At 52.4% G+C, this 14,529-nt stretch carries 11 protein-coding genes; 5 read left to right on the top strand and 6 right to left on the bottom strand.

The features are described from left to right. Positions 1 to 403, top strand: a 403-nt coding sequence (locus tag Q0V82_RS14840; protein WP_374758554.1) for a hypothetical protein, incomplete at its 5' end; no start/stop codon positions are given. Next, the gene (locus Q0V82_RS14835; RefSeq protein ID WP_297576942.1) at positions 400 to 1,137 is read left to right on the top strand and encodes an alpha/beta fold hydrolase; all 738 of its coding nucleotides are present in this window, start codon (positions 400 to 402) and stop codon (positions 1,135 to 1,137) included. The genes Q0V82_RS14840 and Q0V82_RS14835, both read left to right, overlap by 4 nt. A 131-nt stretch (positions 1,138 to 1,268) precedes the next feature. On the opposite strand, the gene sstT is transcribed toward Q0V82_RS14835, so the two are convergent. The 3 genes from sstT to Q0V82_RS14820 form a co-directional block, all read right to left on the bottom strand. Continuing rightward, positions 1,269 to 2,477 (bottom strand): serine/threonine transporter SstT, encoded by a 1,209-nt coding sequence (gene sstT / locus Q0V82_RS14830; RefSeq protein ID WP_297576941.1) that lies wholly within the window; start codon positions 2,475 to 2,477, stop codon positions 1,269 to 1,271. Between the two features lie 261 nt (positions 2,478 to 2,738). Further along, the gene (locus Q0V82_RS14825; protein ID WP_297576940.1) at positions 2,739 to 3,311 is read right to left on the bottom strand and encodes a hypothetical protein; all 573 of its coding nucleotides are present in this window, start codon (positions 3,309 to 3,311) and stop codon (positions 2,739 to 2,741) included. A 60-nt stretch (positions 3,312 to 3,371) separates the two neighbouring features. Further along, a complete protein-coding gene (locus Q0V82_RS14820) occupies positions 3,372 to 4,106 on the bottom strand; it encodes a DNA-3-methyladenine glycosylase I (RefSeq protein WP_297576939.1) in 735 nt (244 codons plus the stop codon). 716 nt (positions 4,107 to 4,822) lie between these two features. Here Q0V82_RS14820 and Q0V82_RS14815 point away from each other — a divergent pair. From Q0V82_RS14815 to Q0V82_RS14805, 3 genes are all read left to right on the top strand, one after another. Beyond that, positions 4,823 to 5,500, top strand: coding sequence for a type 1 glutamine amidotransferase domain-containing protein (locus Q0V82_RS14815; protein ID WP_297576938.1), 678 nt, complete (start codon positions 4,823 to 4,825; stop codon positions 5,498 to 5,500). A 104-nt stretch (positions 5,501 to 5,604) separates the two neighbouring features. Next, positions 5,605 to 6,942, top strand: a complete 1,338-nt coding sequence (locus Q0V82_RS14810; RefSeq protein ID WP_297576937.1) for an aldehyde dehydrogenase — start codon at positions 5,605 to 5,607, stop codon at positions 6,940 to 6,942. 26 nt (positions 6,943 to 6,968) lie between these two features. Beyond that, positions 6,969 to 7,751, top strand: coding sequence for a 2OG-Fe(II) oxygenase (locus Q0V82_RS14805; protein ID WP_297576936.1), 783 nt, complete (start codon positions 6,969 to 6,971; stop codon positions 7,749 to 7,751). 471 nt (positions 7,752 to 8,222) lie between these two features. Here Q0V82_RS14805 and Q0V82_RS14800 read toward each other — a convergent pair whose 3' ends face one another. The 3 genes from Q0V82_RS14800 to Q0V82_RS14790 all read right to left on the bottom strand — a co-directional run bounded on the left by Q0V82_RS14800 (position 8,223) and on the right by Q0V82_RS14790 (position 14,386). Then, positions 8,223 to 9,233, bottom strand: coding sequence for a hypothetical protein (locus Q0V82_RS14800; RefSeq protein WP_297576935.1), 1,011 nt, complete (start codon positions 9,231 to 9,233; stop codon positions 8,223 to 8,225). A 177-nt stretch (positions 9,234 to 9,410) separates the two neighbouring features. Further along, positions 9,411 to 13,145, bottom strand: coding sequence for an AAA family ATPase (locus tag Q0V82_RS14795; RefSeq protein ID WP_297576934.1), 3,735 nt, complete (start codon positions 13,143 to 13,145; stop codon positions 9,411 to 9,413). Then, positions 13,142 to 14,386 (bottom strand): exonuclease SbcCD subunit D C-terminal domain-containing protein, encoded by a 1,245-nt coding sequence (locus Q0V82_RS14790; protein WP_297576933.1) that lies wholly within the window; start codon positions 14,384 to 14,386, stop codon positions 13,142 to 13,144. Before Q0V82_RS14790 ends, Q0V82_RS14795 begins: the two co-directional genes overlap by 4 nt. Positions 14,387 to 14,529: the final 143 nt, after the last annotated feature.

Genomic DNA, 14,529 nt, shown 5'->3' with positions numbered 1-14,529 from the left:
AAACCAGTGCTATCCGCACCACCCCTATGTGATTGAGCCGCAAGCGCGGCAGTACTGTACGCATGGCGATGTGTGGGATTATTTATTACACACCCTCACCCCAGTTCCTGCATTACAAAGCGCCAACCAATCCCCTCATGCGCGTATTTTTTTACCGCTCACGCTCGAACTAGGCTCTTGGCTGTGGATTAAAAAAAACCCACGGCAGTTTTTTTCTATCGCCGGTTTCTTTAACCCCTTGGTCGCGCATCGCCAACGCCGCGTATTGCGTCGCCATTTACCGTTACTTGAATTTCTGATTCGCGCCACACACGATTACCGCAGTTGGTTGCCGCAATCAATCCAGCGCATGGATTGCCAACACGCCGCCATCGAGCAATGGTATCGGCAGGATAGGCCATGAGAAACTGGGTTTTACTCCGTGGCTTGATGCGCGAAATACGGCATTGGGGGGATTTTGCGCAGCAATTGCAGCAGCAATATCCGCAAGATCGCATCATCGTGCTCGACTGGCCGGGCAATGGTCAGCTCAATATGCAAATCAGCCCAAACCGCATCGAGGACATGGTGCAATACCTACGGCAAACATTGGCCGCGCAAGGGCATCACGCGCCCTACCATGTGCTGGCGCTCTCGCTGGGCGCGATGGTGGCCATTGCCTGGGCGCAGCAAGCGCCCAATGAATTGGCCAGCGCGACGCTCATTAACACCAGCCTGCGCCCGTTTAATCCGTTTTACCAACGCCTAAGGCCACGCAATTATCCGCAACTGCTGCGTCTGCTTTTCAGCTCTGCCGCGCAACAAGAACAAATCATTTTGCAACTCACTAGTAATCAATCCCAAGCTGAGCTCTTGCCGCAGTGGATCGCGTATCAACAGCAATATCCGATTCGCCGCAGCAATATTTTGCGGCAATTATTGGCTGCCCTGCGCTATCGCAGCCGCCTTAATTGCCCCGCTGTTCCTCTGCAATTGCTAGCCAGCCAGTGCGATCAGCTGGTGAGCGCACAATGCAGCCAAACGCTAGCACAGCGCTGGCAAATCCCGCTCTATATCCACCCCAGCGCAGGGCATGATTTACCGCTAGACGATGCGGCATGGGTGCTAGCGCATTTGCAGCTTGGCCAGCCAACATGATTTTGATGCGCAATCGATCTTAGCCATAATAAAAAAGGGTATATCAACGCAGCGCTTATGGATAAAGCACCACATCGATATACCCTTAAATCACCAGCAGCATCACTGCTGCAGCAAATCTTCAAATCAAATTATTTATTATTTTCTTCTGCCTGACACGCCGCAGCGGTGAACAAGACGTCGGTTGACGAATTTAACGCCGTTTCCGCCGAATCTTGCAATACGCCAATAATAAAACCGACCGCGACCACTTGCATCGCCACATCGTTCGAAATCCCAAACAAGCTACACGCCAATGGAATCAATAACAGCGAACCGCCAGCCACACCCGAAGCGCCACACGCACAAATCGCCGCCACCAAGCTCAATAACAAGGCCGTTGGCACATCCACCGCAATACCCAGTGTATTTACCGCTGCCAAAGTGAGTACCGTAATCGTAATCGCCGCACCGGCCATATTGATGGTCGCGCCTAAAGGAATCGATACCGAGTATGTGTCTTCATGCAGGCCCAGCTTTTCACACAAGGCCATATTCACTGGAATATTCGCGGCTGAACTGCGGGTAAAAAACGCCGTAATCCCGCTTTCGCGTAAGCAAGTAAACACCAATGGGAATGGATTTTTGCGGGTTTTCCAAAACACAATCAAAGGATTGAGCACCAAAGCCACCAGCAACATACTGCCCAATAGCACCGCCAACAGCTGTGCATAGCTCCAAAGCGTACTCAAACCGGTTTCGGCCAACGTGGCGGCAACCAAGCCAAAAATGCCCAAAGGCGCAAAACGAATAATCAACCGCACAATAAACGTAATGCCATAGCTTAAATCATGCACCACTAATTTAGTGCTGTCAGAGGCATGTCTAAGCGCAATCCCCAGCGCAATGGCCCACGCCAAAATGCCAATAAAATTGGCTTGTAATAGCGCATTAATTGGATTGTCCACCACATTAAACATCAAGCTTTTGATGACTTCACCAATGCCGCCGGGTGGTGCTAATTTACCGGTTTGCGCCACCAAGGTGAGCGCCGTCGGAAAAGCAAAACTCATCATCACCGCAACCAAAGCCGCCGAAAACGTACCCAATAAATACAGCACTAAAATCGGTCGAATATGCGTAGGCTGGCCTTGTTTATGATTGGCAATCGACGCTGCCACCAAAACAAACACCAAAATCGGCGCTACTGCTTTGAGCGCACTAATAAATAAATTACCCAGCAAACCCACCGATTTTGCTGCATCGGGCGCAATCAAACTCAGCAAAATACCTGCCACCAGACCCAGCATAATCTGACCCACTAAACTTCCATGCTTTATATAGCGCAGCAAATGATTCATTCCATTCCTCTCTCAAAGTGACACCCCCTCAAGCGCAGCATACCGCCGCCTTAAATTCGAAAGGGGTCGACAGTTTAGCGGTAAAAACGGCATCAATTTGAAATAAACCACAACAATTTACTATTTTTTGCCTACAGAAAGCCAATCACCAATAAGGAGTAAACAAACCATTGATTTAAGGTAAGAAAAAAAGCCGAACTACTGACAAAACGCAGCAACTCCGCTAAGCAAACCAAAACCACTAACGCCAAGCAATTAGCACTAGCGAGCAGGATTTAAGCTATTGGCGGTATAAATGAGCTGGCCTTGGTAACGAATATAAAACTGATCTTTGGCGCGCAAAATACTCAGTCCTTCAGTCTTGTTTTGATACAAGGTTGGCATGATATCGCCCTCAAGTACCTTTTGAGCGCTCAGGATTGCTGGCTTATCACTCGTAGCAAAAAAGATTTCGGCTTGCTGCCGATCAGCAGACAACACCACAAAAATAGACTGCGGCTCGCTCGCCTTGGCGTCATAACGCTCAAAGCGAATACCGCGCTCAAACAGGCGAATACATTCACCCAACATCGCCGACCATTGATACCCAGCCGAAGCAATACAGCCGTGTGCATCCCGATCGCCACCCAAGACCTTCACCATCGAAGCCGCTTGCACGGCACTCGCTTGCGATGTGCTGTTGACGGTGCTACTCACAACGGGCGCGCCAGCATATTGGCATTGATTGCCTGCCGCAGCGCCACCTTGATCAAGACAACGATCTTGTTGCCCAAAAGAGCAAGCCACTAAGCTCGCCAGCAATAGGCATGCACCTAAGCGTTGGTATTTTTTCATTCGCTTTCATCCTTCAATCAACAGCCTCAACGCGGCAAGCGGCCAAGCCGCTGTCGCCACTCAATCGATCATCGCATTAAACTTACTCACGCTGTGATCGATCTGCTGCGGCGCGTAATTATTACCCACCGAATAAGCCGCAATCTTGCCCAGATGGGTGTAACTCAAACCGGTTTCATCCGCCCAAGTATTAAACGCCAGCTGAATCCGCTCCAAATCGCGCTTTGAGCTCGGCTGAGGCGGAATATCCAAACCCGCCTGCTGCAACGCCAGCACCACATCTTGGCTTAATACAAAGCCATCTTTGCCGACATAACGCAAAAACCATTGCCCAGTATTACCCCCCAAGCGGCTGCCGCGTTTTTTTAACACCGCCATCAAGTCGATCTGCCTCGACGCTGGAAAAGTATTTAAAAACCGCGCAAAACTGCCGTATTCATGGCTATACGCCCGCACAAAGCTGACATTCTCCATCAAGGCCTTAATCCGCGGCCAATGCCGCACCACGCGGGGATCATTGCAATACGCCTCCCACTGCTCGGCAGACAACATCGCCAAACGATCGACATCAAAACCCAAAAAAGCTGCCTCAAACTGCGGCCATTTGTTATTGATCACCGCCCAATTAAAACCCGCTTGGTTAATCGTGCGGCACATCATCGCCAACACCCTATCATCTGGCAGCGCCAAAAACTGCGCCTCGCTCGCCACCTTGGGCAATAAATCCTGCAAAGCCTGCGCCCCACCTTTGCGCGCCATCGCGCGGGCTTGAATCTCAGCAAATTTTTCCATCATCGTCTCCAAATCACCCGCCAACGCAGCAAGCCAAACCTCGCCGAGTCGCTACCCAGCATCATACCCAAGTCCAACGCAGCGCAGCGCGGACTGATGAGCAAACAGCGCATCAACACAGCACCGCCAAGGGCGAGCCATTGAGCAATGTAGTAATAGGGGGAGTTGTAATGTAGGGGTATGACTAGCAAGACTATGAAAATAAAAGTCTGCAATTAAATACCTAGGTAGGGTGTATTCGGCGCGCAGCGGCAATACGCCAATGGGCTTAGGGACTCAGCATGATGCTGTGCGATGTGTGCTTGATTGCATGACTGCGGTACGCAGCGTATTGCCTGCGGCGGCCCTAAGCCGTACCGCGTGGAACAGGCTGGTAAAGCCGTAAAATTGAATAAATAATAAATTTATAGACGACTGGTCTACTTTGCAATATAGTCCACTTCATCAAGAAAACGCAGCAGGCCTTTTACAGCAAATTGCAGCAAAATGCAGCTAGCTCGTTTTGGCAGTGATCCGCAGACCTTTACAGGGATGAGTGGCCGAGAAAAGAATGCTATCTAAAAAAATAGACGACTGGTCTATTTGCTACAATTTGGCCACCTCAGCGGTGTAATGATGTTTTTTGTATCTTTACCCTTATTCCAATGCCCTTTATGCCAATGCCGCCGTTTTAGCCATGCAGGGATTCGGTGCTTTATCTCTACTGATCAGGATTGATGATGAAACTATTAATTGTGCTTACCTCTCACGACCAACTGGGCAATACCGGCGAAAAAACCGGTTTCTGGCTGGAAGAACTCGCTGCGCCTTACTATGCATTTAAAGACGCTGGCGTAGAAATGACGCTAGCGTCTCCTTTAGGTGGCCAGCCACCGCTGGATCCTAAGAGTGATGATCCTTCTGCCCAGACCGAGGCAACAGTGCGCTTTAAGGCTGATCCTGCTGCGCTGAGCATTCTGGCCAATACTGCAAAATTGGCCGACGTAGTGGCTGCTGATTTTGATGCGGTGTTTTATCCGGGCGGCCATGGCCCGTTGTGGGATCTGGCTGAAGATCCCCATTCGATTGCACTGATCGAAACCATGCTGAACAGCGGCAAACCCGTGGCAGCGGTATGTCACGCGCCCGGCGTATTGCGTCATCCAAAATTGGCCGACGGCACATCCGTTGTGGCGGGTAAAAACGTAACAGGCTTTACCAATACCGAAGAAGACGCGGTTGGTTTGACCCAAGTAGTGCCATTTTTAGTGGAAGATATGCTGAAAGCAAACGGCGGCAATTATTCCAAGCTAGCTGACTGGGCACCCTATGTGGTGACCGACGGTTTATTGATTACCGGACAAAACCCGGCTTCATCCGAGCCAGCAGCGCATGCTCTGATGGCTTTACTGGCCTGACCGGCCTGGCGCTACCAGTAGCGCCTATTTTTCATCTCTTCCACAGCCTCTTTGGCATGGCTTTATGTCATGACCACGGAGGCTTCTCTTTTATAAAGCCAAAGATGCCAAAATTAACGTCTTATGATGCCTTTTCTCGCGAAGCCATTGGCGATGTTGCCATTACCAGTGCTGCAGAAATTGCCCAATTAGTGCAGCAAGCCTGGCAGGCGCAACCCGCTTGGGCGGCGCTGTCGCTGGCGGCTCGTCAGCAAATACTGACGCAGGCCTTTGATCAGCTGGTGCCACTGCAAGATCAGCTGGCCACGCTGATCAGCCGTGAAATGGGCAAAGATATCCGCCGTGCGGGTTATGAAGCCGGTGGCACCATCCAAAGCGGGGCTTATTTTGCCGGTGAAGTGGCCGCTGCGCTGGCGCCAGAATCGCTGGGCTCGCATGGCGAGATTCAATACCGGCCTTTAGGCGTGGTGGCGGTGATTTCACCGTGGAACTATCCGCTGGCGATGGCCAATAATCTGCTGATTCCGGCTTTGATGGCGGGCAATAGCGTGATTCTGAAACCCTCAGAAGAAACCCCGCTGGTGGCCGATGCCTTTGTCAACGCTTTGAATCAGGTGCTGCCGGCTGGTGTTTTACAAATTGCCCACGGGGATGAGCAAACCGGCAAGGCGCTGGTCGCAGCGGATATCCGCATGGTGGCCTTTACCGGCTCGCTGCAGGCTGGCAAACACATTATGGCCCATGCCGCTTCCGGCTTAAAACGGCTGGTGATGGAGCTGGGCGGCAATGATCCGATGATTGTCATGGCCGATGCCGATCTGGATGCCGCAGCGCGCTTTGCGGTGGCCAGCTCGTTTGAAAATGCCGGTCAGATGTGCACCTCCACCGAGCGGGTGTATGTTGACTCCCGCATTGCCCAAGCCTTTGAAGACAAAGTAGTGGCCTATGCCAGCCAGTATAAAACCGGGCCGTGGAACCAGCCCCGCGTCAATATTGGCCCATTGGCCAACCCCCGACAGCATCAACAGGTATTGCTGCAATTACAAGATGCCCGATCAAAAGGCGCGCGCTTTTTACTGGGCCGAGATGATTACGCGCTGCCCTTTATTGAGCCGACGGTGGTCACGGGGCTGACTATAGAGATGCAATTAGAGCAGGAAGAAACCTTTGGGCCGGTGGTGGCGATCGCTCATTTTGACGAGATTGATCAGGCAATCTGGCGGGCAAATCACAGCCCCTATGGTCTGGGCGCCGTGGTCTTTGGCGGAGCAGGCGCCCATGTGGTCGCAGAGCAGATGGAAGCCGGCATGGTGGGGATTAACCAAGGAGTGGGTGGCCCCGGAGGCGCGCCTTGGGTGGGGGCTAAGCAAAGTGGTTTTGGCTTTCATGGCTCAGCCGCTGGCCATCGTCAGTTTGCGCAAGTTCGCGTAATCAGCCGCTAACTATCATCCAATGGAGTAGGACTGCGATGAAAACCGTATTAAATAAAGAGCATTTCTTTGTCGCCGCCTATGAAGCCGGCGCAGAAAACCCCTCCTTACCGGCATGGGCGGGGATGCAGGCCAATCCAGCCGCGCTGAGCGCCGCAGCCCCGGGGCGGGTTAGTCGGCGGGAGCTGGATCAGGTGCCGGGGGCTTTTCAGCTTTTGAATGTTTTATCCAGCGAGGAGTGCCAGCGGCTGATTGATATCAGCGAAATGCTGGGGTTTTTGCCCGATGCCGCGGTGTCTTTGCCACGGCATATTCGGCATAACGACAGCCTGACCTGGATTGTCGATGAGCAAACCGATGGCCTAATCTGGCAGCGGATTGCCCATTTAATGGGGGACCCTGCCGGGCTGTTTAATGGCAATGCGGCGCTGGGAATTAACGCGCGTTTTCGCTTTTATCGTTATCAGCAGGCCGATTATTTTAAGCCGCATTCAGATGGCGCATGGCCGGGCAGCCGGGTGATTAATCAGCAGCTAGTGGCCAATGCCTATCCGGATCGTTTTAGCCAGATGACTTTTCTGATTTTTCTGAGCGAAGACTTTGATGGCGGAGCCACCCGGTTCTTAGTCAACGCCGACAATCCACAGCAGCCTGCACGGCGCGGCGATCCGGTTAAAGAAGTGGATATCCGCACTCCGGCCGGCAGCATTCTGTGTTTTCCACATGGCATGCACCCCATGCATTGTATTCACAGCTCCCAGCCCATCACCCGTGGCGTGAAATATATTATCCGCAGCGATGTGCTGTTTGAACTGGGCTGATTCAACAAGGGGTTCCGGCTGGTTTAACCGCATCAGCTTGGCTGGTGGGCGGCGGCCAAAATACACGCACTCAGAAATTGTGTGGCGGCTGATCGCCTGAACGATATCGTTCAGGCCAGTACGCCCCCCATACCCGCCAGCACGGTATGGATGCCGCTCAGCACGCTGTTACTGATGACCAAACAACGCGATCAACGCAGCACCGCCAAGGGCGATTCATCGGGCGATGTGCTAATAGGGAGAATTGTAATGTTGGGGTATAACTAGCAAGGCTTTGATAATAAAAGTCTGCAATTAAATACCTACTTAGGGTGTATTCGACGCGCAGCGGCAATACGCCAATTAGCTTAGGGATTTAGATGGTGGTGAGCGATGTGTGCTTGATTAAGATTACGCGGCGTAATGCCTTCGGCGATTACGCCCTACTTGCTAACTCGCATTTTATAGAAACAATAACTTACTAATTAACTGCTATGTATCTACATCGGTACCTTTATCAAACAAAGTAAGCTGACTTTTCTCAAATTTTTTACCTGTCCGATATTTTTTTCCCAGAGGCGTCTCTACAAACCCTGTTTCGTTAAAAAACCCAAGTACATTTTTAACTGAATAACCAGAAATTTCTAACTCTCCGATATCAGTTACTTTTTTATTGATATGAAGCACACACTCTATTGAATTTCCTCGCTGAAAACTAACCAAACGATTCAAAACTTGATCTTTGTACTCAGGATCAGACATCCAAAAGCTTATTGGTTTTCCTTTAAAAATCCCTTTCCACTTGTAATTACCTTCCCTTAATACTGGCGCAACTATTTCTATAATAGCCCCTTCAACCACCTCCGCAGGTAGCTCATTATTTATTAATACAAATTTACTAAATTCAGACCTAGCTATAAAAACTTCTTCTTCAAGCGGTGATTTATTTTTATTCAGCGTAGTAAATCCAACTGCTGTTACTTTGTTATAACTATTCAGTGATTTAAAAAAATTTGATTTCCTAGTTTGAATTTTATGGTTTTTTTCTATAGCTTTTGCTGTCTTAGCTATCGTTTCTTTCTGAACTTTTCCTTCCTCGATCTCTTTACTTAGTTTCTTTAGAATCAACCTCTTTTCTTCAACAGCTAACTTTTTTTCTACAATTGTAAGTTCTTGTATTTCTTTTTCTCTGGCTTCTTTGTCTACATCTGAAATGGGGATTCGTGACAAAACTGTTGTCGCAATTGAAATTAAAGAGCTAAGTATCGCGAGAATCACTCCAATTGGAACTGCTTCACGACTGAGGAACTGCCAACATTCCCTTAAACCACCTTCTGAATAGGCTGTTGTTTCAACAGAAACATCAAACCCTAAAGATGAGCACACCTCTTGAAAAATTACGAGTAATTCCGCCTCACACTTATTTCGTACCCCAGCATTCATGGCATGAGAATAATCTTCAAGATAATAATGAATTTCAAATACTTCTTCAGCGCAACCCATAGTGTTTGCCAAACTTAATAAAATTACTTACCATCTTACACGACGGAAACAAAAATCAAAATATTTACTTACAGTCGACACCAAAGATCGATCAACATCTTTAAGTTGTTACACCATACAGTGGTGTATTTTATTGCAGATCATAATGTTCAAAGCCCTGCAACCCATACCCCACCATCAACGCCCTTCCATCACGCTAATCACGCTTCGGCCGCCGGCGGTTTTTTGGACGCTGATTTTGCTGGCGATGCGTTCGGTCATTTCTTGCACGTGCGAGATCACGCCGACTTTTCGGCCTAGCGCTTGCAGGCCATCCAGCGCGTCCATGGCGATGCTGAGGGTATCGGCGTCGAGGCTGCCAAAGCCTTCGTCGATAAAGAGCGATTCAACGCGCACGCGCTGCGATGACAGCGATGCTAAGCCTAGCGCCAGCGCCAACGACACCAAGAATGACTCGCCGCCCGAGAGCGAATGCACCGAGCGCGCTTCGTCGCCCATGTCTTGATCGATCACCATTAGCGCCAGCGTGTCGTTAATCCTTTGCAAACGATAACGACGTGAGAGTTGCTGCAAATGCCGATTGCTATACCCGAGCAGCACATCGAGCGTGTATTGCTGGGCGTAATTGCGGAATTTTTTACCGTCGCTTGAGCCAATTAAATCCCCCAGTTGCGCCCAGCGGCGCTGGATGGTCTCTTGCGCGGAGATTTCTAGCAGCAGATCGGCGGCGGCACTGCGGCGGGCGTCGTCTTGGGCGAGTTGTAATTGTAAGGTGGCAACTTTCGCCTGCGCGGCGGCTTGCTCGCGGCTGATGTCTGCAGCCTGCGCTTGCAATTGCGCCAGCGCTGCGGCGTCCTCAATATTGACGAACTCGGGCGGTTGCGCTTGGTGTTGCTGCTGTTGCAGACGGCGCTCTTGCAATACGGTTTGCGCGTGTAATAGCGCTGTATCGAGCGCCAATAGCGCAGCTCGCTCGCTGGCCAAGCCTGCGGCATCCAACGACAAACGTTGCCGCAGCACAGCCAGCTCAATCCCCTGCTCGGCTAGCCATTGATCGAGTTGCTGCTGTGCGCTATGCGCTTGCTGTTGCCATTGGCTCAATTGCGCTTGAGCTTGCGCTAACGCGGTTTGCTCACGAACGACTTGCTGCGCAGCCGATTGTGCAGCGAGCTGGGCTTGGCTTTGCTGCTCTTTCGCGCTGAGCAAGGCTTGCGCCAGTTGCGCTTCAACGCTCGCTACGCTGTGCCCGGCAAACAGCGCCTGCCTTTCAGCCTGCAACGCGCTTAACGCAGCTTGCTCGGTATTCAATTGCGCTTGCAAGCGCTGCTGCTCGGCGCTGGCTTGTTGCGCGGCGGCGAGTAGTCCAGCCACCGTTTGCGCCAATAAGGCAGTGCTTTGCAAGCCACTGGCGTGCGCGGTGTGCTGCGCCAACCACTGCGCTGCTTGCTGTTGCCAGTAGGCTTGCTCGGCAAGCGGATCGGCCTGCCAGCGGCTTTGCCAATCGGCGTCAAACTGCAAAGCCGGAGCCAATTGCGCCAAGCTGGCGGCGCAACGCGCGGCATGCTCTTGCTCGGCGATTTGCGCGGCAGCCCGTTGCGTAGTGATCTGCTGCAATGCGCTTTGGCATTGTTGCACCGCGTCTTTCTGGCTTTGCTCTACTTGGCGGGCTTGCTCTAGCGCTGCTTGCGCTGCGTCTTTGGCCTGTTGCGCGTGTTGCCACGCGGCTTCTTGCTCGGCCATGGCATTCGCTTGCGTTTGCAATGCGGTGTGTTGCTCGGCAAACCATGCGGGCAGCTCAGTCGCAGCAATCGGGCTGATTTCGGCCTGCAAAGGGTGCGCTTGCCATTGCAAAAGCAGCGTATCGCGCGCGGTGGTAAGGCGAGTGATTTCGGGGCGGATTTCGGCCAAAGCGCGCTGGATGCTGGCGAGCTCGGCGCTCAATTGGCTGTGTAAGCTCAATTGCTGTTGTTGCTGCTGCCGCTGCGTGGCGACTTCGGCTTGCAAGCTGGTCAGCATCGCTTGCAACTGCGGGTTAGCACTAACGTAAGGATGATCAAGCGCGCCGCAAACAGGACAAGGCGCATCCTCTTGCAGCGCATCGCGTAGCGACTCAACGTTGCTGTTACACGCCGCTTCGGCCAATTTAAGCGAGCGCTCGGCTTGCGCCAAAGTAGCGGCAATCAGCGGTTGCTGCTGCGTTAGCGCTGCCCAGTTTTGCTCGGTTTGCGCCTGCGCCGCTTGCTGCATGGCTTGCTGATGCAGCAATTTATCCAGCTGCGCCGTGTATTCACTAATGCGCTGCACCAGTTGCTGGGCGCTGGCTAAATCATCGCGCCGCTGCGTCCATTGCGCTTTTTGCACCGGCAAGCTGCCAATGTCGATTTGTTCCTGCTGGGTAATGGCCGCTTGCCGCTGCTGCTCGGCCTGCTGCAGCGCAATTTGCGCCGTTGCCAATTGCGCGTTAGCGGCGCTGAGCTGCGCCGTTTGCGTGCTGTGCGCTTGCGTTAATTGGGCACATTGGCTGGCGGCAGCTTGAGCGGCGGTGCGCGCCGCTGCGGCTTGTTGCAGTTGCACCGCAGATGCTGCCCAGTTCTGTGCCAGATCTTGATACTGGGTATGCGCATGCAGCCATTGTTCAGCATTGGCTAGCTGGCTATACCCATTATCAAGCGCGGTTTGTTTTTGTTCGTGCTGCGCCAATGCTTGCTGCGCGGCTTGATTGGCTTGCGCCACCGTACTTTGCAATGACACTTGCGCGGATTGGCGAATGTCGATGCTGGTATCGAGCTTTTTGGCGGCATCCAGTTGTGGTGCCGCTGCGATTTGCGCTTGTTCGGCCGCCAGTTGTTGGCTTTGCGCTTGCGCCAAAGCGGCATTGGCCGTTTCACTGGCCTGATTGGCCGTACTCAATTGCTGCTGCCCTGCCGCGATAGCCGCGCTGGTTTGCGCCAAACTTGCGGCAATGCGATCCACATCAAGCAATAAAGGGCGGGCTGCTTGCACCAAATCGAGCTGCTGCAGCGTTTCGCGGCGTAAGGCCGCTGCGCTGTGAGCGGTGTTTTGTTCATCCACCGCAACTTGCGCGGCGTTCACGCCAAGGGCGAGTTTGTCGGCTTCGGTGTACCAGCGCAGCGCGTGATTCAATGACTGCGCCGTGGTATCCAGTGTGCTTAAAGCTTGAGCGGCGGTAGTCGCCGCCACATCGAGCTCACTACGCGCTTCAGCGCTCAATGGTTTTTGATCGGCGAGTCTATCGTTAATCCGCTGCAGCGCTTGCAACTCAGCTTTAGCGCGGGCAAAAGCGCCTTGCGAGAGCTGGCTATAAATGGTGCTGCCGGTTAGGGTTTCCAGTAGCTCGCCGCGCTCGTTATCATCGGCTTTTAAAAAACTCGAAAACTCATTTTGCGCCAGCAACACCGCGCGGGTGAATTGCTCAAAGTTCAAACCAATGCGCTGGATAATTTCGGCTTTAACTTCATTTTTTTTGCCGCCAATGGGCTGCATGTGCGGCAATTGCAGCAGTGTCATCGTACTGGCTTGCAGGCTGCCTTTAATACTACCGCGCGCCCGGCGCACGCTCCAGCGCGCGCGATAACTCGCGCCATCGTTGCCGACAAAATCCACTTCGGCATAACCATCAGCACAGCCACGGCGCAGCAAATTGGCGGCGTCTTGATGGGTGATTAAATCCGTGCCATCGGGCAGCGTTTTGCCGCTACCGGCTTTGAGTAAACGCGGTGTGCTCTCAAAGAGCGCCATACACAGCGCGTCGAGCAAGGTGCTTTTGCCCGCGCCAGTGGGGCCGCTAATAGCAAATAAACCGGCGGATTTAAGTGGCTCTTGCTCAAAATCAACGTCAAATTCACCGGCTAAAGAGGCGAGGTTTTTACCGCGTATTGCTAATATTTTCATTGTTCATCCGCCCCTGCATTGAGCATTAATTCAGCCAACGCCGCCATCAATTCGGGCGGCGCATCCGCCAAGTATTTGCTGCGATAGAGGCGATTAAAAATGGCATCGGGCTGCAATTGCGCTAATTCTGGCAAGGTTTCATCTTCAAGCGCCGTGCTATTTTTGGCGGCAAAGCGGGTTTCTATTTTGGCCAGTCTCACCGGTTTGCCTTCAATGGCCGCTTCAATTTGCGCGCGTAAACCCGGCTCAGGCTGATCCAGCGCAATTCGCACCTCTAAAAACGGAAATTGCTCTGGCGCTAAATCAGCCGGTAATTCCAGCGCCGCTAAAGCCGCCAACACCTCAGCCATTGGCGCGGCTTTTTTGGGGATGCGCAATAAATCGACTGCGCGCGGCACCAATAAAGGCGTGATATCCACCACCGCTTCGCCCTCGGTATCAAAGCGCAGCACTTGATGCGGATAAGCTACCTCGGCAAACGACAGTGGAATCGGGCTACCGCAATAGCGAATATGCGCTTGCTGCCCCACCAACTGCGCCAAATGCAAATGCCCCAAAGCGGCGTAGGCGATATTGGCGTCAAACATTTTTGCCGATAGCGCTTCGCTGCCACCAATCACAATCGGCCGTTCCGAATCTTGCGAAACCTCACCGCCCACCATATGGCAATGCCCCAAGGCAATAATCGGCTGACCCGCTTGCCGCTTGCTGAGCGCATACGCCAAAGTCTGTTGATATAGCGCAGTGATGCCGGCGGTATACGGGTCAAGCCCTTCGGCTAAATCGGCAACGCGCGGCACATCCCCCGGGCGTAAAAATGGAATCGCCAAACACCAAGCGGCCACGCCTTGCGCGTTTTGCAGTGGTATCACTAAACGGCTGACGTCGATTTGCCCATCCGCATCGCGCGGCACAAAGCCAATCACGCTGGCATCCATCTCGGCTAAAAACGGCGCAGGCATTTCAAGTCGCCCGGGTGAATCATGATTGCCAGCGATAATGACAATATTGAGCGCCGGAACGCGCGACTTGGCTTGCTGCAAAAATTGATAAAACTGCTTTTGCGCTGCCGCTGACGGATTGGCGTTATCAAAAACATCGCCCGAAATCAGTAAAGTTTGCGCTTGCTCAGTCACCAAGGTCGCCAGCAACCAATCCAAAAAGCATTGATGCTCAAATCGACGCTCAAAATGATGCAAGGTTTGGCCTAAATGCCAGTCGGAGGTGTGAATAAAACGCATAACTATCCCAAAGTGAATCACTCAGTGTGCCGTTGGCCATCTTGCTCAGCCCTTGATCAACATTCAACCGCAACACAAAACTGCCCAATATAACCGAATCAATCCCACGCCGTCAGTAAGCCTAGACAAAGCAGTACGAATCC

Origin of the sequence: uncultured Deefgea sp., assembly GCF_947072475.1 — a bacterium.
Lineage (GTDB): Bacteria > Pseudomonadota > Gammaproteobacteria > Burkholderiales > Chitinibacteraceae > Deefgea.
The sequence above is the reverse complement of the archived record's forward strand: the minus strand, read 5'-3'. Positions and strand labels throughout refer to the sequence as shown.